Annotated in this window: 14 protein-coding genes; 7 read left to right on the top strand and 7 right to left on the bottom strand. The window is 53.8% G+C overall.

Going from position 1 to position 19009, the window contains the following annotated elements; translation table 11 throughout:
• Positions 1–15: 15 nt before the first annotated feature.
• Positions 16–354 carry a 4a-hydroxytetrahydrobiopterin dehydratase gene (locus ACTH3S_RS07600; RefSeq protein WP_441808413.1) on the bottom strand — a complete coding sequence of 113 codons (339 nt, stop codon included), beginning with the start codon at positions 352–354 and terminating at the stop codon, positions 16–18.
• Positions 355–501: 147 nt separating this feature from the next.
• Between ACTH3S_RS07600 and imuA the strand changes: the two genes are divergently transcribed.
• The 4 genes from imuA (at position 502) to ACTH3S_RS07580 (ending at position 8178) form a co-directional block, all read left to right on the top strand.
• Complete coding sequence (imuA, locus tag ACTH3S_RS07595; RefSeq protein WP_441808412.1) at positions 502–1191, top strand: translesion DNA synthesis-associated protein ImuA; 690 nt, start codon at positions 502–504, stop codon at positions 1189–1191.
• Positions 1192–1197: 6 nt separating this feature from the next.
• Complete coding sequence (locus tag ACTH3S_RS07590; protein ID WP_441808411.1) at positions 1198–2616, top strand: Y-family DNA polymerase; 1419 nt, start codon at positions 1198–1200, stop codon at positions 2614–2616.
• A complete protein-coding gene (locus ACTH3S_RS07585; RefSeq protein ID WP_441808410.1) occupies positions 2616–5765 on the top strand; it encodes an error-prone DNA polymerase in 3150 nt (1049 codons plus the stop codon). The genes ACTH3S_RS07590 and ACTH3S_RS07585 overlap by 1 nt, the downstream gene beginning before the upstream one ends.
• 286 nt (positions 5766–6051) lie before the next feature.
• Positions 6052–8178, top strand: coding sequence for a methyl-accepting chemotaxis protein (locus tag ACTH3S_RS07580; protein ID WP_441808409.1), 2127 nt, complete (start codon positions 6052–6054; stop codon positions 8176–8178).
• A 66-nt stretch (positions 8179–8244) separates the two neighbouring features.
• Here ACTH3S_RS07580 and ACTH3S_RS07575 read toward each other — a convergent pair whose 3' ends face one another.
• The 4 genes from ACTH3S_RS07575 to dbpA form a co-directional block, all read right to left on the bottom strand.
• The gene (locus tag ACTH3S_RS07575) at positions 8245–9567 is read right to left on the bottom strand and encodes a sodium ion-translocating decarboxylase subunit beta (protein ID WP_441808408.1); all 1323 of its coding nucleotides are present in this window, start codon (positions 9565–9567) and stop codon (positions 8245–8247) included.
• Positions 9568–9580: 13 nt separating this feature from the next.
• Positions 9581–11365, bottom strand: coding sequence for a sodium-extruding oxaloacetate decarboxylase subunit alpha (gene oadA, locus ACTH3S_RS07570; RefSeq protein WP_441808407.1), 1785 nt, complete (start codon positions 11363–11365; stop codon positions 9581–9583).
• 45 nt (positions 11366–11410) lie between these two features.
• The gene (locus ACTH3S_RS07565; RefSeq protein ID WP_096276570.1) at positions 11411–11662 is read right to left on the bottom strand and encodes an OadG family protein; all 252 of its coding nucleotides are present in this window, start codon (positions 11660–11662) and stop codon (positions 11411–11413) included.
• Between the two features lie 219 nt (positions 11663–11881).
• Entirely contained in the window at positions 11882–13255 is a 1374-nt protein-coding gene (dbpA, locus tag ACTH3S_RS07560; RefSeq protein WP_441808406.1) for an ATP-dependent RNA helicase DbpA, read from the bottom strand.
• Positions 13256–13362: 107 nt separating this feature from the next.
• On the opposite strand from dbpA, the gene ACTH3S_RS07555 reads away from it, so the two are divergent.
• Both ACTH3S_RS07555 and ACTH3S_RS07550 read left to right on the top strand, forming a co-directional pair.
• Positions 13363–13899, top strand: coding sequence for a DUF2058 domain-containing protein (locus tag ACTH3S_RS07555; protein WP_441808405.1), 537 nt, complete (start codon positions 13363–13365; stop codon positions 13897–13899).
• A 223-nt stretch (positions 13900–14122) separates the two neighbouring features.
• Complete coding sequence (locus ACTH3S_RS07550) at positions 14123–15979, top strand: methyl-accepting chemotaxis protein (RefSeq protein ID WP_441808404.1); 1857 nt, start codon at positions 14123–14125, stop codon at positions 15977–15979.
• Between the two features lie 57 nt (positions 15980–16036).
• On the opposite strand, the gene ACTH3S_RS07545 is transcribed toward ACTH3S_RS07550, so the two are convergent.
• Positions 16037–17323, bottom strand: coding sequence for a histidine kinase dimerization/phospho-acceptor domain-containing protein (locus ACTH3S_RS07545; RefSeq protein ID WP_441808403.1), 1287 nt, complete (start codon positions 17321–17323; stop codon positions 16037–16039).
• Positions 17320–18009 carry a response regulator gene (locus ACTH3S_RS07540; RefSeq protein WP_441808402.1) on the bottom strand — a complete coding sequence of 230 codons (690 nt, stop codon included), beginning with the start codon at positions 18007–18009 and terminating at the stop codon, positions 17320–17322. Before ACTH3S_RS07540 ends, ACTH3S_RS07545 begins: the two co-directional genes overlap by 4 nt.
• A gap of 128 nt (positions 18010–18137) precedes the next feature.
• Between ACTH3S_RS07540 and ACTH3S_RS07535 the strand changes: the two genes are divergently transcribed.
• The coding region (locus ACTH3S_RS07535) for a cytochrome c biogenesis protein CcdA (RefSeq protein WP_441808401.1) at positions 18138–19009 on the top strand (872 nt) is incomplete at its 3' end.

Below are 19009 nucleotides of genomic sequence, written 5' to 3'. Positions count from 1 at the left end.
AGTCAGCCATAGCATTCAGAGGTAAGCCGAATCGGTTCTCGCTGCCATGATGAAATCATTTTGGTGCAAACCGCCAATGGTGTGAGTCCACCAACTCACGGTTACCTTCCCGTATTCCAGGAGAATGGCCGGATGATGATTTTCAGCTTCAGCCAACTCGGCAACCCTGTTGGTAAACGCCAGAGCTTGGGCAAAGTTTTTGAATTTAAACACTCGGCGTAATTGCTCTTCGCTGCCTACTGTAAGAATGCCCCAATCTTGAACTTCTTTGTGCAGCCGGCTCTTTTCATCATCGGCCACCCCTGAGGCGCCCGCGTTACACGCTTCACAATACTGCTCAGCCAACCCGCTCATGTACAACCTCCAAGCCTGATGTTCAGAATTTTACAATTTTACCGATAATGCAACCGTGGATTCGATTACTCATTTTATCAACCTGCTTCTTGAAATTAGCCCTTCTTCGGAATACTGTATATTTAAACAGTACCTCGAGATTTAACCATGAGCGAGATTCTTAACACGCTAATGCAGGATGCCCGTGTTTGGCAGGGGCGCAAGCACAACAAAACCACGCAACCGGCAGAACCAACCGGCTATCAGGTTCTGGATAACCAGCTTGGCGGCATCGGTTGGCCTCGGGGTGCTTTAAGCGAATGCCTGTTAGACGCACCCGGCATTGGCGAACTGAACCTATTGATGCCTCTGATGAAGCGACTGTCACAGGCAGGTAAAACCGTATTCTGGCTAAACCCTCCACACACACCTTATGCCCCGGCACTGGCGCGGGAAGAGATCAATCTGGATCAAGTAATCATGATCCACACCAAAGACAAAGGCGATTTCCTGTGGGCGCTGGAAAACTGCCTGCGCTCCCCGGTTACAGGCCTGGTGATGGCCTGGCCCGGCAGACTGGCAGCCCGTGAAATTCGGCGCTTGCAGCTAGCGGCCGAAGCCGGCAGCAACGTGTGTGTGCTTTTTCGTGAACGACACTATGCCGAACAGAACTCTCCGGCTGCCCTGCGCCTTGAGCTGGAACCCGACGATCAACAAGGCCTAAAAGTGAATGTAATAAAACGCCGAGGCAGTTGGCCCGGCCAGCGTTGCTCGCTTGCCATGGTTCACCGGGCGGAGCTGTTTTATCGCGAAACGCCCCGGGTGGTTCAGGGCCCCTGGCTCACGTCGGCCCGGTAATTTCATATGCTTTGGCTGTATTTGCACTTCCCCCACCTACTGCTGGATCACATTCGCCGCTCCAGTGAAAACACGGCGGCGCTGGTAGTTGTGGAGGGTTCCGGGCAGAAAGTCATACAGGCTTGCCCGGCTGCCCGAGATTTGGGCGTGAACGCTGGCATGCGCCTGAAAACAGCCATCAGCTTGGCGCCAGATTTGGGCATAATTCGTGCAGATGAGCAGCAAGAAGTCCGAATTTTGGAAGACCAAGCTCGCTGGCTGTACCGCTATGCTGCCCACATTGTTCTGGTTCCACCAAACGGTTTGCTGGCTGAAATTGGTAGTTTGCAACGGCTATACGGTGGCCTTCCAGCGGTCTGGCAAACCGTGGAAGAAGTGCTACACGAGCGCCAACTTACCGCTTGGCCCGGCATTGGCCATACGCCGCAGGCCGCACGCCTGATTGCACGTAACGGCAAAGGGGAATGCTCGTCTGACAAAGACCACATTCTTCGCACCCTTGGCTTAATGCCGCTGGTGGCTGCGGAGTTTGACGAGCGCACCTGCACCCGATTGCAACGGCTTGGATTGAATACTCTGGGAGAGGTATTCCGTTTACCGCCGGCGGAGCTGGCCCGCAGACTGTCGCCGGAAACCCTGGCAACTATCCAGAAAATACAAGGTTCCAGACCAGATCCCCAAGCACCGTGGCAACCGCCCCACTACTTTCGGCAACAGGCAGATTTTGTGCAGGAGATTGAACAGTCGCAGGGGCTGCTGTTTCCGCTACAACGCATACTTTCTGAACTGGAAAAGGACTTGTGCTGGCGCCAGCAGGATACCGACTGCTTACTGCTAGTGCTCAGACATCGCCACGCCGAACCAACGCGCCTACGCATCCGCACCTCTGGCCCAGAGCATCGGGCGGACGCGTTTCTCAACCTGATCAGCCTGCGATTTGAGCAGCAGCCACTGCAGGCTCCGGTTGTATCACTGCAGCTGACTGTAAAGCGCTTTCTTGGGCGGGAGGCTCCCGGCGGCCAAGATCTACTGGGTGAAAACCAGGATTTAAATGAAGCCTGGCACACCCTGATGAGTCGCCTGCAGGCAAGGCTTGGAGACAACGCACTCAAACAGCTCACCCCCCAATCAGATCACCGGCCCGAACATGCTTGGAACGCGTCACAAGTGCAGCAAAAAAACCGTGCAGCGGTAACAAAAACCAGCCAACTGCCACGCAGGCCACTGTGGCTTTTGCAAGGGCCGCAACCGCTTACCGAAACTCCACAAACCTGGTTTACCGGCCCCGAACGAATCAGCGGCGGTTGGTGGGATGGCCAGCGGGTACACAGGGATTATTACATTGCCCAACTGAATAGCGGCCAACTGGCCTGGGTGTTCCGAGATGTGCGGGATGGCTGGTTCATACACGGGTGGTTTGGCTGATGAGTGAACCTTCCTACGCCGAACTGTTCTGTTTTAGCAACTTTACGTTCCTAACCGGGGCGTCTCATCCCCATGAGCTTGCACAACGCGCGGCAGGGCTTGGGTATACCGCACTGGCAATCACCGATGCTTGTTCGGTGGCAGGCATACCCCGGGCTTGGGCGGCATTGAAAGAAAGTTCCGTAAAGCTGATTACCGGGAGCTGGTTTGAACTGGACGACGCCCCACCCGGTGCCAGCACGCCCCGCTTTATTCTGTTGGCCCGCACCCGTAAAGGCTACGGGCAACTTTGCCAGCTTATAACCACCGCCAGGCGCCGCGCAGAAAAAGGGCAATACCAGCTTTTCTATGGAGACGTGGAAACACATGCTTTGGATGACTGCTTGTGCCTGTGGTTACCACCCTCACTGGCTGAAGCCGATGCGGATCAGGCTCTATGCTGCGGCGAATGGTTGCTCCGATTGTTTGAGCATCGCCTTTGGATTGCCGCCGCTCGCACTCTGGAATCAGGCGAGGAACAGCAATTGGCCCGGGCTCGCTGGCTTGCAGAACATTTGCGCTGCCCAATTACAGCCGTCGGCGAAGTTCACATGCACAGCCGGGAGCGCCAACCACTGCAGGATGTACTCGCCGCTTTGCGCAACCACGCCAGTTTGGAAAACGCCGGTCACTACCTGTTCCAGAACGGTGAACGTTATCTACGTCCGCTAACGGTACTGCAACGGTTGTTTCCCGAGGCTTGGCTGAAGGAATCTTTGCGCATTGCCCAACAGTGCACCTTTGAGCCGGGTAACCTGCGTTATGAATACCCTCCAGATCTTGTACCGAAAGAAGAAAGCCCAGCGGCTTACCTGAAGCGATTAACTCAGGAAGGTGAGCGGCAGCGTTACCCGGAAGGCACTCCGTTATCGGTTCAAGCTCTGATCCGCAAAGAATTGGGCCTGATTTCAGAGCTGAAGTACGAACACTACTTTCTCACCATCCAGGACATAGTTGCCTTTGCCCGCAGCCAAGGCATTCTTTGCCAGGGCCGGGGCTCTGCCGCAAACTCTGCTGTGTGCTACTGCCTGGGTATTACCGAAGTAAACCCGGCTCGAGTAGAAGTGTTGTTTGAACGTTTTATTTCAAAGGACAGAAATGAGCCGCCGGATATCGACGTGGACTTTGAGCACGAGCGGCGAGAAGAAGTTATTCAGTACATCTACCAACGGTATAGCCGGGAGCGTGCCGCGCTGGCCGCAACAGTTATCCGCTACCGCCCCCGCAGTGCCATTCGCGACGTTGGCAAGGCACTCGGGTTTGACCCAGCCCTGGTAGAGCAGTTACTGGAAGGTATCGACTGGCGCGACCAAGCGACCAATTGGCGCCAGCAGATTCTCAACAAACGTCTGACCCGCAACCCGAAAGTCGCCGATCAGTTCTTTGCCCTGGTAAATACCCTGCTCGGCTTTCCCCGCCATTTATCCCAGCATGTGGGGGGCTTTGTGATCAGCGCAGGGCCACTGGCCGATCTGGTGCCGGTAGAAAATGCCGCCATGGCTGACCGCACCGTTATCCAGTGGGATAAAGACGATCTGGAAAGCTTGGGCTTAATGAAAGTGGATGTCCTCGCGTTAGGCATGCTCACCGCTATCCGCAAAGCCCTGGAACTGATCAGCCAACAAAAAGGCCACCCCTTCCAGATGCAGGACATCCCCCAAGAAGACCCGGCCACCTACGCCATGCTGCAAAAAGGCGACAGCATTGGTGTATTTCAAGTGGAATCCCGAGCCCAGATCAACATGCTGCCAAGGCTGAAACCCGAAACCTACTACGACCTGGTCATTGAAGTCGCCATTGTTCGCCCCGGCCCTATCAAAGGAGACATGGTGCACCCTTACTTGCGCCGCAAGCATGGCCTAGAACCGGTGGATTACCCCAACGACGCCATTCGAAACGTGCTAGAGCGCACCTTGGGCGTGCCGATTTTCCAAGAGCAAGTCATAAAACTAGCCATGGTCGCTGCTGGCTTTACGGCTGGCGAAGCCGACCAACTCCGCCGAGCCATGGCCGCCTGGAAATCCCATGGCGACATGACCCCATTCCGGGAAAAACTCATCAACGGCATGCTGGAGCGCGGCCACGATGCCGACTTTGCCGAACGCCTGTACCTGCAAATTTGCGGCTTCGGCGGCTACGGTTTTCCCGAGTCTCACGCAGCCAGTTTCGCCCTACTGGTTTACGTCTCATCATGGATCAAGCGGCACTACCCAAGCGCCTTCTACTGCGCTCTGCTCAACAGCCAGCCCATGGGGTTCTATTCCCCATCCCAGCTGGTACAAGATGCCAAACGCCATAACGTGGCGGCACTGCCGCCAGACATAAACAGCAGCCAATGGGATCACACTCTAGAAGATCTAGAAAACCTGGAAGGCTCAAACCACCGGTTACGCCTGGGCCTTAGAATTATCCGAGGATTCCCAAAAAATGCCGCCGAGCGCCTGTGCCGGCATCGCCCCAAAACCGGCTATAAATCTTCTGCCGAGTTACGGCGTTTGGCAGATCTCAACCAGCGTGAAATGGAACTGCTAGCCGGAGCCAACGCCATGCCCGCCTTCGCCAGCAACCGCCACCAAGCCTACTGGCAACTGCTAGACCATGAAAAACCCGTCGAGCTTTTTTCGGCTGTAGAAGCCGCAGAAGACAACGAAAACTACGAACTGGAACCCTGCGACCAGCTTCCAGAACCCACCGAAGGCCAGAACCTGCTCGCCGATTACGCAAGCCAAGGCCTAACTCTAAAACGCCACGCGCTGGCCCTGCTCAAAGAGCAAGGCCATTTACAGTTCTGCCTCAGCGCCGAACAACTCAAAACTGCAAAAGCCGGCACCCCCGTACAAGTAGCCGGCCTGGTAACCGGTCGTCAACGCCCCGGCTCCGCCTCTGGCGTTACTTTCGTGACCTTGGAAGACGAAACCGGCAACGTAAACGTCATCGTTTGGCTGGAAACCGCCCGCAGGCAACGCAAACCGTTAATCACTGCAAGGCTGTTACATGTGAAAGGCATTCTGGAAAGAGAGGGGGAGATTGTTCATATCGTGGCAGGAAAGCTGTCAGACCTGGGCCACCTGATACAGTCGCTTCCGGTCAGTTCCAGAGATTTTCACTAAGTATTTTTCCAGAATTCCAAGGCGGTAATGCTTAAGTTCATAGAGCCCATGCGATAGCCAGCTGACGTTCTGTTACAGGAAGCCAACGTTTATCGCTTCAAGCAATCAACCTGCCGGCCGATAACACTATTTATAATAATGCCTAGCCTATTCCAAGGCTCACCAGAAACGCACTTATAAAAAGACTTAAGTAGGCCACGTGTACACCCGCAGAAGTGTAGCAAAGGGAGAGACAACCCCAGCGCTACGCCGATTGATTATTGAGCCCGATAAGGTTAATTAAGATATGAAAAAGTTACCGCTTAAGGTCAAGCTTTACGCATTGGTTATCAGCTTATTGCTGGTAATGGGCGTTAGCATGATGGTGACAGCCCAATTGTCGCTTAGCCAGATGGAAAACCGTTTGGCCGAAGACACCAGCACGCTTGTGCAGGATATTGTCATGGATCGCCTCTCTGCAACGGCAGGCGAGTATGGCGAACAGGTGAGCGGTAAGTTCAATGCAGCGTTCAAAGTTCCGGGAATCGTGCGCAACATTATTCAAGAAAATATAGCGGCCGATAGCTCTGCGCGGATCAGTCGCAGCGCCTTATCCGATGCTGTGCGTGCAGTACTGGTGGCAGAGCAAGACCTCAGTACTATATACGCCCAATTTGAAGCCAATGCTTACGACGGCCAAGATCGTTACTTCACCGGGGACGTGGAGGATCACAGCACCAGCACCGGCACACTAGAAATCTACTATTTTCGTGACCGTAATGGTGATATTCAGTTTGAGCGGGTTGATGACCCTGAGGAAAAATACGATGACACCCGGAACGAATTTGGTGCCCGCGAGGCTGAGTGGTATTTCTGCCCGATGGAAACCAAAGGTTCCTGCATTATGGAACCGTACAACTATGAGATTGAAGACGGCTACAGCAAACTGGTGACCACGCTGGTGGTGCCTATTATGACCGGCCGCAACTTTGCTGGTGTTGTCGGTGTAGACATCAATCTTGATACCTTGCAGAACACTGTTAAATCTGTCAGCAAACAGCTTTATAACGGGCAATCACGTGTCACCTTGTTGAGTGAGAAAAGCTTAATTGTGGCGAGCAGTCATTACGGCAATGCCTTAGCGCGGCCTTTGGCTGACGTGATGACCAAGCAAGCAGATGAGATGGCAACGCTGCATCGCGATGGTGGCCGTTATGATGATGGTGAAACGCTCGCGGTCTCATACCCGGTTCGGGTGGCGGACACCGGCCGGGAATGGTCTCTGCTGGTTGAGCTACCCCGTGCTGCGGCACTCGCACAGCTTGATGAAATAACCACACTGCTTTCAAATGAGGTTTCAGCAACGGCACAGCGTCAGTTACTGGTGGGCGTTGTTGTATCCATTTTTTCGGTGTTGATGCTGATCGTGATGGTTCGCTCTGTAATTCGGCCACTGGATGAAATTCGTGACCGGATGAACAGCCTCAGCAGCGCTGAAGGCGATCTGACCCGAGAACTGGACATTGATACCCATGCCGAATTGATTGAACTGGCCGGTGGCTTCAACACCTTCCTGGCCCGCCTGCGCGATATGATTAACGATCTGAAAGCGGTGAATATTCGCGTACATGAGCAAGCAACAGATGTCGGCACCATTGCCCGGGACACCGAAGAAAATACCACACGACAGCACCGCGAAGTAGACAGTGTGGTCGCGGCGATGAATGAGATGTCAGCGGCAGCGGGTGAAGTAGCAGGCTTCGCCAGTGAATCTGCAGAGAACGCTCGTCAGGCACAGGATGGCATTCGTTTTACCCAGGCCACCCTTGGCTCTGCGGTTGGGGGTGTAAGCGCCTTGGCCGATGATATGGGCGAAGCCAGCAAAGCGATTGGCCATGTCGCCAGCCGCAGTGATGAAATAAACCGTATTTTGGAAGTAATCCGGGGCGTGGCCGAGCAAACCAACCTGCTGGCATTGAACGCCGCCATTGAAGCCGCTCGGGCCGGAGAACAAGGCCGTGGCTTTGCTGTTGTGGCCGATGAAGTGCGCACGCTGGCATCGCGTACGCGGCAATCAACCGATGAAATCAGCCAGATGATTGATGGCCTGCAGCAAGAAGTGCATCAAACCGTAGCCGTGATCAATACCGGCGTTGAGCGGGCCACCATGGCCGTTGATGGCACCCGCGAGGCCGACCACTCGCTGGCGACCGTGGTAACGCGTATCGGCACCATTGTAGAGCACGTCACTCAGGTAGCCACGGCGGCAGAAGAGCAAAGCTCGGTTAGTGAAGAGATTAATCGCAACCTGACCGCCATTGGTGATGCCGCCAGTGATCTGAACAAACTTGCTCAGCGAGTGCGTGGTAGCGGTGAGTCGCTCGATAAAGAGGTTGAAATACTGGATAACGAGTTAGGTCGATTAAAAACCTAGACCTAAAAAACAGAAAACCCCGCCAAGCTAACGCAAGGCGGGGGTCTCAGCACTACGAGTAAACGATCAGCTAAGCAGCTTAATCATCACACCCGCAGCAACAGCAGAGCCAATAACACCAGCAACGTTCGGCCCCATTGCGTGCATCAGCAAGAAGTTATGGGGATTCGCGTCAAGACCAACCTTATTGGACACCCGCGCTGCCATCGGCACCGCAGACACACCGGCAGACCCGATAAGTGGGTTGATCGGCTCCTTGGTGACCTTGTTCATCAGCTTTGCCATCAGAACACCGCAAGCAGTACCTACGCAGAATGCTGCCATACCCAGCAACAAAATACCCAGAGTCTGCAGATCCAGGAACTTGTCTGCGCCCAGCTTGGAGCCAACAGAGAGACCCAAGAAAATGGTCACAATGTTGATCAGCGCGTTCTGGGAGGTGTCGCTCAAACGCTCGACCACGCCACATTCACGCATCAGGTTACCGAAGCAGAACATACCCAGCAGCGGTGCCGCATCTGGCAGGAACAGCGCAGTCGCAACCAGCACGACAATCGGAAAGACAATTTTTTCCGTCTTTTTCACTGGTCGCAGCTGCGACATCTTGATCGAACGTTCTTTCTCCGTGGTCAACGCCTTCATAATAGGTGGCTGGATCATTGGAACCAAAGCCATATAGGAATAGGCAGCAACCGCGATGGCACCCAACAGGTGCGGCGCAAGAATGCTTGATACGTAGATAGAGGTTGGGCCATCTGCACCACCGATGATGCCAATAGCCGCCGCTTCAAGAATGGTGAAATCCATAACACCGCTCCAGTTGAGCAGTGCCGCACCAATCACGGTACCAAAAATACCGAACTGAGCAGCTGCACCAAGCAACAGTGTTTTCGGGTTAGCCAACAGCGGACCAAAGTCCGTCATGGCGCCCACACCCATGAAGATGATCAGCGGGGCAGCACCACTGGCGATAGCAACCGAGTAGAAGTTGTAAAGCATGCCATTGGTGTAACCCATGGTCTGGGCAAGCACACCGGCCTGCTGAACCGTCGCATAATCTGCCACTTTATAGGCTTCCCTGAACGATTCTAATACTTCAGGAGTTACAGCCTGGCCAGCTTGGTAGCCCACATCAAGAACACTCGCAAGCGCTAAAAGCGTATCCGGATTCGCAATATGAATGGCATTTTCAGCGGCAGACAGGGCTAACCCAGCCTCCGGAATGTTCGCCAGAATGCCACCAAAACCGATCGGTACCAGTAGCAACGGCTCAAAGCCCTTACGAATCGCAAGGAACAGCAGAAGAAGACCGATACAGATCATGAAGAACTGACCGGGCCCTAGGTTGAACAGGCCACTACCTGTCCACAATGTCATAATTTTATCCATGGAATGCCGGCCCTTATGCGATTGTCAGCATTTCATCTTCAACAGCGACGGCATCACCGACCTTGATGAAGACTTCACCGACAGTGCCGGCCTTGTGTGCGCGAATCTCTGTTTCCATTTTCATGGCTTCCAGAATAATCAGCACATCGCCTTCTTCCACGGCATCACCCGGTGAAACCAACACTTTGAAAATGTTGCCGCCCAGAGGCGCGATAACAGGCTCGCCTTCACCAACTGCTGGCGCAGGTGCTGAAGATGTAGCAGGCGCAGAAGCACCACCCTCACCCTGAACCTGGGTGATTTCGCCACCTTCAGAAACCGCAACCACGTACTTCTTACCATTAACATCAACGGTATAGGTTTCGGGGCCACTGGCCTTCTTAGCGGGAAGCACATCTTCAGCCGTGGGAACCGGCTCAAAGGCTTCTGCGTTGCCACGATTTTCCAGGAACTTCAGGCCAATCTGCGGGAACAGAGCATAAGTCAGAACATCATCAACAGGGTTATCCGCCAGTTTGATGCCTTTCTCTTCCGACAGCTTTTTCAGCTCGTCGGTCAGCTTGTCCATTTCTGGTTCAATCTTGTCGGCTGGGCGACAAGTAATCGCTTCGCCACCGTCCAGAACCCGTTCCTGCAGCTCTTTGTTGAACGGCGCAGGTGCGGAACCGTACTCGCCTTTGAGAATTGCAGAGGTTTCTTTCGAGATAGACTTGTAGCGCTCACCGGTAAGAACGTTCAGCACGGCCTGAGTGCCAACAATCTGGGACGTTGGCGTAACCAGCGGGATATACCCGAGATCTTCACGAACCTTAGGAATTTCGGCCAGCACTTCGTCAAATCTATGAGCTGCGTTCTGCTCTTTAAGCTGGCCTTCCATGTTGGTCAGCATTCCGCCAGGCACCTGAGCAATCAGGATGCGGGAATCAGTACCACGCAGGCTACCTTCAAACTTCGCGTACTTCTTGCGAACTTCACGGAAGTAGCTGGCAATCTCTTCAAGCAGGTTCAAATCAAGACCAGTGTCACGATCTGTACCTTCAAGAATGGCAACAACCGCCTCAGTGGGCGAGTGGCCGTAGGTCATGCTCATGGAAGAAATGGCCGTATCCACGTTATCGATACCAGCTTCCGCTGCCTTAATGGCTGTGGCGGTAGACATGCCGGTGGTCGCGTGGCACTGCATGTGAATCGGAATATCCAGCTCTTTCTTCAGGCGACTAACCAGATCAAAGGCCACATACGGTTTAAGAATACCCGCCATGTCTTTGATGGCAATGGAGTCAGCCCCCATGTCGGCAACTTCTTTCGCCAGCTCAACCCACATATCAACGGTGTGAACCGGGCTGGTGGTGTATGAGATGGTGCCTTGAGCGTGCTTGCCCGTCTTGCGAACCGCTTGAATAGCCGTTTGCAGGTTACGTGGGTCATTCATCGCGTCAAAAATACGGAACACGTCCACGCCATTTTCGGCGGCACGATCTACAAACCGCTCGACTACGTCATCCGCATAATGGCGATAGCCCAGTAGGTTCTGGCCACGCAGCAACATTTGCTGGGGCGTGTTGGGCATAACTTTTTTCAGTTCACGGATGCGCTCCCATGGGTCTTCGCCCAGGTAGCGAATGCAGGAGTCGAAGGTGGCTCCACCCCAAGATTCCAGAGACCAGAAACCAACTTTGTCGAGTTTCTCGGCAATGGGCAGCATGTCATCAAGCCGCATGCGGGTGGCAAGCAGGGATTGGTGGGCGTCGCGAAGTATAACGTCCGTAATCCCCAGCGGTTTCTTTATGTCAGTCATCGTGTCAGCCTTCTGTTTAAAGGTTCAATCTAATCGGTTACCGGGTCACTTCTTGTGGCGCGACCGGAATTGAGCAATCGCCTTTTTGATCGCCTCTGCCGTATCAGGGTCAACTGATACAGGCGCCTTAGACTTGGCACGAGGTGATTTGGCCGGGGTTGCCGGCTCTGGCGGAGCAAACCGGGTAAGCAGTTTGGACATAAGCAGAGTCGCGAACACTAGGAAAATCAGGAACGCGAACACGAACCCCATACCCGCAACCATCAGATCGACGGCTTGTGACATCAGCTCATCCATATTGAATAGCTACCTGTTATTTGTTTATGGATTTCCCCGAGAAACCGAAACACCTAAGACTTAAGTCTTAGGGCACGCCGGTGCTGGCCGGGAGTCAAAATCCTGCGTAATTTACCGGTTTCGCACGCTGTGAGCAACCAAAACACAAATGACTATACGGACTTTCCGAGCGTCTGCCGTCATTGGAAAAAGTCCGTTGTCGCTTACTCTTAAGCCCGCCTAGACCAACCTAACCCTTAGTTTGCGACCTTTTATACGCCCGCTTTCAAGGCGCTTCAGGGCGCGACCTGCCTGTCCGGCTTCTACCGCTACAAAACACTGAAAATCAAACAGATCAATCTTGCCTACGGATTTACCGGTAAGCCCCGCTTCGCCCGTAAGCGCCCCAAGCACATCACCCGGCCGGAGTTTTTCCTTACGTCCGGCGGCAATGCAAAGAGTTTTCATGGCAGGCACAACCGGCTGTGAGGGTACCGAGAGCAAGATCTCCGTATCCCCCCAGGTAACTGAACTGCCACGCTCACTCTCAAGGCGGTTAACCTTGTGGCCTTGAGCCGGGCTGCAAAAGGTCACTGCGAGCCCGGCTTCGCCTGCACGCCCGGTGCGCCCTACCCGATGGGTATGTACTTCTGGATCTCGAGCAGGCTCGGCATTAACAACCAATGGCAAAGCTTTGATGTCCAACCCTCGGGCCGCGACATCCGTGGCTACAAGCACCTGACAACTCTGATTCGAGAAACGCACCAACACGCTGTCACGCTCACGCTGTTCAAGATCACCGTGTAACGCCAGAGCCGAGAAGCCTTGATTACCCAACTCTGCTGCCAACTCATCGCACTGCTGTTTCATGGAACAGAACACCAGGCAAGAGGCTGGCTGATGCTCAGATAGCAAACTTACAATGGCCCGCGTACGTTCCTGGCCTGAAATCTCATAGAACAGCTCATGGATATCCTTATTCACGCTCTGGGTCTGTGCACGCACGTCCACAGGATCGCGCTGAAAACCTGCACTTAGCTTGCGGATTGATTCCGGCCAAGTGGCGGAAAACATCAGCGTCTGGCGCTGTTTTGGGATATAGCCAAGGATCTCTTCCATGGTGTCCTGGAAGCCCATATCAAGCATTCGGTCTGCCTCATCCAAAACCAGAGTCGTGACGCGTTTTAGATCCAGGGTTCCTTTACGTAGGTGGTCAGCAATTCGTCCCGGAGTACCCACAACAATATGAGCACCATGGGCCAATGAGCCAATCTGCGGGCCAATGGACACACCGCCACAGAGGGTGAGAACTTTTATGTTTTCTTGTGCCCTGGCCATTTCCCGCAGTGCCTTTGCCACCTGATCCGCCAGTTCGCGAGTTGGGCACATCACTAGGCCCTGCACCGCAAACAGCTTCGGTTTAAGGCTTTCAATCAGCCCGATACCAAAGGCAGCCGTTTTACCGCTACCGGTTTGTGCCATAGCAATTACATCACGGCCGGCCAAGCAGTGAGGTAGAGCCTGGGCCTGAATATCCGTTGGCTTGGAGAAGCCCAGCTGGGCAAGATTGGCCTGCATGGCTGCAGACAGCTCAAACTCATTAAAGGAAGGCATACAAGAAAATCCCGGAATCAGCGATTGCTGGTTAAGAAGGTAAACACGAGGGCGTATACTATCGCGCTAGAATACCAGACTTTATGACCAATTGATGGAGTTATCCCATGGCGTCCCTGCAGGATCAGCTGTTAAAAGCGGGCTTGGCCGACCAAAAAAAGGCCAAGGCAATCCGCAATGAAAAGCATAAGCAGCGCAAACAACAACCCAAAGGCACAGTACAGGTCAATGAAACCGAAAACCGTGCCCGCCAAGCTCGTGAAGAAAAAGCTGAGCACGACCGCCAACTTAACCTTAAGCACCAACAAGAAGCCGAGAAAAAAGCCGTCAAGGCCCAGATTCGCCAACTGGTAGACACCAATCGGCTGGATCGTAGCCGAGGTGAAACGTCTTACCAGTTCGTGCACGATAAAAAGATCAAGAAACTGTATGTAGACGACATCATGGCTGACCAGCTCTCCCGCGGCCGGCTCGCCATTGTGTTTGTGAATGATCAGTATGAGATAGTCGCTGAGGGCGTGGCCCGCAAGATTATAGAGCGCGACGAACAGGCAGTGGTTGCTTTGCACGACCGCAAAGAAGACGACCTGGGTGATGATGATCCGTACGCAGGTTATGAAATTCCAGACGATCTGATGTGGTAGTCACCGAAGCCGGATTCTGGGCAGTCAGTATCCGGCCATTGCTTTCCTGATAGCTGCTCACCCCGCCCTGCTCCATTTGTGAATCGCTTAACCCGCCTTAGCAATCAATTGTTACCGTAAAAAGCTGGAATATAGCTCTGAAAACGTACTTAATACGGCGATAACAAAAGCTATAGATGCACCTCTTTTGTATCACGATGGTTCACAGATCTAAGGGAACACTATGAAACTTGCAACCTTCTTCGGCGATATGTCCATCCGGAGCAAGCTGGCAGGCGGCTTTGCGCTGTTATTACTGCTCACCATTATCGTAGGTGTTATTGGCAACCAGGCGCTAGGTACTTACAGTCAGCGCTCAAACATCGTAACCATGTTGGGCCAGGTCAACACAGGCCTCACAGAAGCAAGAGTTGAAGAGAAAAACTATTTGCTGTCGGGTAATTCAGAAAATGTACAAGCATCCCAGGCCCATGGTGAGGAAGTGCTCGGGATCACCCAGCGCATCAAGCCTTTGCTGGCTGTTGACGCAGACATCAGTACTCTGGAAAAAATTCAAGCCGATGTACAGCGGTATCAATCGCTGATGAGCGATGTAGAACTAAACACCGCCAAGCGGGAGGAAGCTCTAAGTAATCTTGAAACCAAAGCTCGGATACTCGGATCTTCGCTCAAAGCACACAGTTCTTTATTTTTTGCATCCGCGATGTTTGAAGATATGCGCCGCGCGGAACGGAAGTTCCTGGTAGAGCGGGATTCCGGCAGCGTTAAGTCGTACCTTGAGGATGCAAAACGAATGCAGGGGCCACTGAAATCAGCGGCCATCAGCGCGGAAGAAAAAGAAAAGGTTACTGTCGCGCTTGAAGCCTATACACGCGAGTTCCAGAGCGTTGTAACCCTGACCGAAGCCAGTGAACAACTTTCACAAGACATGGTTACAACCGCCCGCCGTGTGACTGAATCAGCGAACGGTCTACAGGAAGTTCAGGTAGCCAAGATGAGTGCCGACCGCACACAAGCCACCGCCCTGATTTCTGGTGCGACCAGCGTCGCTGTATTGCTGGGTATTCTGATGGCCTACCTGATCACCAGAGCGATCACTGCCCCCATCAACCACGCGGTTGCAATCGCTTCAGAAGTTGCGTCTGGCAACCTATCTGTTCATATCGACAACAATCAGACAAATGAGGTGGGTCGACTAATGGCGGCCTTGGCAACCATGGTCAGCGGCCTGCGCGAACTGGTGAGAAGCATTGAATCTGGCGCGACCAATATTGCCGCGTCTGCTGAGGAGCTTTCAACGGTCACCAGCCAAACCAGCGACGGGATTAACCGTCAAAAGCAGGAAACCGATCAGGTTGCGGCCGCGATGAACGAAATGACGGCAACCGTTGCCGATATTGCCCGCAACGCCGAGCAAGCATTTACGATTGCCTCCGATGCAGCTAATCAGGCGACGAAGGGCGAACACGAAGTTAGGGAAACCGTGAACCAAGTGAACAGCCTGTCCGTGGAAGTAGGCCAAAGCATGGAAATTATTCAGGGTCTGCAAGCGGAAACCGCCAACATAGGAACGGTTCTGGATGTGATTAAATCCGTTGCCGAACAGACCAACCTGCTGGCACTAAACGCAGCGATTGAAGCAGCGCGGGCCGGCGAGCAAGGCCGCGGCTTCGCCGTCGTTGCCGATGAAGTACGCTCCTTGGCTCAACGCACACAGAGTTCAGCGCAAGAAATTGAAGCCTTGGTAACAACCCTGCAGAGCAGCGCGAAAAATTCTGTATCTGCCATGGAGTCCAGTGCATCGTTGGCCTCCCACACCCTTGAGCGAGCCACGGCAACGGGCGCATCCATTGAACGGATCACTCACGCAGTGGACGAAATCAAGCAATACAACAACCAGATTGCAACCGCCTCGGAACAGCAAACCTCTGTAGCAGAAGAAATCAACCAAAACGTTACTCGCATTCGTGACGTTACCGATCAATCTGCGGCCTCCTCCAATCAAACCGCCAGCTCCAGTTCTGAGCTTGCCAGGCTTGGCAGTGAATTGCAGACTCTGGTATCCCGCTTCAGACTCTGAAGAAACCATATCGCCCGCCGAAGCGGGCGATAATCATTACCCTTTCACGCCTTATACTCACCGGCCTGCAACAGGCAATCGAAGCAGCCAGTCCATCCCGCCTAAGTGGTTATAACTTGTCACCAGCGTTCCGTCGTATTGAGTGGTAATCGCCTCAACAATCGCCAGGCCCAAGCCGTGGCTAACAACTGAGGCTCCTGAGTGCTCCACGCCGCCGGAATCGCTCACAAGAAAGCCCACCCAGCCCCCGCTATCAGGGTTGAACGCCACCTGTTTTTCAACCACCAGATAACAGTCATGCGCTGAATATTTCAAGGCATTGTCAACCAGATTACGCAGAGCAACCGCAGCCAAAGTAACGGGAACATTGAGCAAATCATCGGCAGCAAGATTTTCAACATTTAGCCGGCCAGCCTCAGGAAGATCTGCCAGAACTATGTCGAGAACGTCACTCACACTGCAATCTTTTCCTTGCTGCCACTGATCAGGCTGTTCCAACCGGGCTAGCATTAAAAGTTGTTCTGTAACACGCTGGAGTCGAACGACACCTTTTTCAGCGTTGGTAAGGGCAAGCTGCTGTTTGTCGCCGGTTACCCGCCGGGCTACCTGCAAATGTGTTTTGATTCCAGTTAACGGTGTGCGGAACTCATGGGCCGCATCACTGGCGAAGCGCTGTTCCCTGGCTACTGTTCGTTCAACCCTGGAAAAAAGTCCGTTCAGGGTTTCAACAACCGGCGCCAGCTCAGAGGGCGCCTCCCCAATGCTCAATGGGTTGAGATTGACCGGATCTCGCTGGCGCAGCTCGTCGTGCAGTCGCTGAAGCGGCCTTAGTCCCCCACGAATCCCCCACCAGAGGAAGGCAAGTCCGCCAATAAGTGCCAAGGTGAATGGCACTACCATTACCAAAATAATGCCATTTGCCAGCACAGTCCGCTCAGACATCCGGTCAGCGGTTGTTATAAAGGTGCCGTCTTGATGCAGGGTATAAAGACGCCACGCCTCGCCATCAATATTGCGGGTAGAAAATCCTGGCCGAGAATCGCCGAGCGAGGCACCTCGGGCACCGCTGGTTTGCAACAGCACTTCACCGCTGGCAGAGCGTATATGACAGGCAACCCCCTCACTTTCCGGATCAACAAGCAACGGGTTTTCATTCGTTACTATCAGCATATCTGGCTGGCGTGCAATCAAACCAGCAACCATAGTCGCGGAGGATTTAAGGCGTTGATCAAGCGTTTTGGAAACCTGCTGGTCCAAGTGCCAGTACATCAGAACACCCACAGACAGCCAAAGAGCCAGAAAGGACGCGCCAAGAGACCAAAGTAATCGGCTGCGTAGGCTCACTGGCTAGTCCCGGGTGCTGGTGCACTAGGCGGTATACCCAAACGATAGCCAAGGCCACGCTCGGTTAAAATCAGGTCTTTTCCCAGCTTACGCCGCAAGTGATATATGTGAACGTTCAGGGCGTTGCTCTCAACATCTGCACCCATGCCATAAAGACTGTCCTTGAGCTGGTCTTCAGATAAAACAGCACCCCGGGCATTAAGCAGTTTTTCCAGCAGCGCAAGCTCACGTCGCGAGAGCGCGACAAGCCGACCCGCCCGGAACACCTCACCCGTTGAGGGTCGCATCCGCAAATCGCCGTGGCATATTTCCGAGACAGAACGGCCAGCCGCCCTGCGTACGAGTGCGTGCAGACGGGCTGCCAATTCATCCAGCTCAAAGGGTTTAAGTACATAGTCGTCTGCACCGGCTTCCAGGCCCTTAACCCGCGCCTGCACGGCATCTCTCGCGGTCAGGATAAGAACCGGAATATCCAGGCCTTGCCGGCGCCAGTGAGACAAAACGTCCAGGCCATCATCGTCCGGAAGTCCAAGATCCAGTATCACAACATCGCTAGCAAGGTGTTCCAGAGCCACCCTTGCCTCACGCCCTGTGCGTACGCGATCAACCACACAGTGGTGCAGCTCCAGCCCCGCTTCCAACCCGGATGCAACCAGATCATCATCTTCTACCAATAAAACATGCACGATTTAAACGAATCCTTACGAACAATGAAACATCACGAATGCTCTTAATGTTGCCTTAATCATCCCGCTGCAGACTGCCGGCTCAACATTGAAAGCGCCTAAGGCGCTTGACGGGCCAGGAGTATTCAGTGAAAGCCATCCGATTATGGTTGTTGATGTTATCCACTCTTTTGGTATTGGCAACCGGCTTACCGGCCTATGGCCAATCGCTACTGGGAAACAACAGTGATTTTTTGCCTGTAGACCAGGCCTTCGAGTACAGCCTGAAGGACAACAACGACGGAACGGTCACCCTGCTATGGGATATCGCACCTGGTTATTACCTTTACCGCGGCCGAATGACCGTTGAGGGCAACAACACTGGGTTGGACGACGTTGCCTTCCCTCCGGGTGACACAATTACCGATGAATTCTTCGGCGATTCTGAAGTCTACTTCAACCAGGCTGAACTACTCATTACAACCGGAGACGCCACCGCCCTGAGCCTCACTTGGCAGGGCTGCGCAGAGGCCGGCCTGTGTTATCCGCCACAATCCGTGAATGTGGACTTCTCTGGCCAAGAGGTTCAGGCGAAAGACATTAGCAGATCTGGCAGCACAGGAGATATGCGTTCATCAGTGAGCAGCGATGAACAGGCTGAAGACCAGTCCCTAGCCAGCCAACTTGCAGACAGTGGACTGTTGTGGAACCTGGCGATCTTCTTCGGCTTGGGGCTTCTACTGGTTTTCACACCCTGCGTTCTGCCGATGATTCCTATTCTTTCTGCGGTCATTGTTGGCAGTGAAGCCGGGCGTGGTCGGGCCTTTTTGCTCTCGCTGGTGTTCGTTATCGCCATGGCCATAACCTACGCCCTTCTGGGGGTTGCCGCCGCACTGGCTGGCGCCAACCTGCAGGCCATCCTGCAAACACCTCTGTTTATAGCCCCTCTGGCAGTCGTTTTCGTATTGCTAGCACTATCCATGTTCGGGCTTTACGAGTTGCAACTACCCGCGTTTGTTCG

The organism is Marinobacter sp. (assembly GCF_052094685.1).
In the GTDB taxonomy this organism is placed as follows: Bacteria; Pseudomonadota; Gammaproteobacteria; order Pseudomonadales; family Oleiphilaceae; genus Marinobacter.
This window is presented reverse-complemented; position numbering and strand designations above follow the sequence as displayed.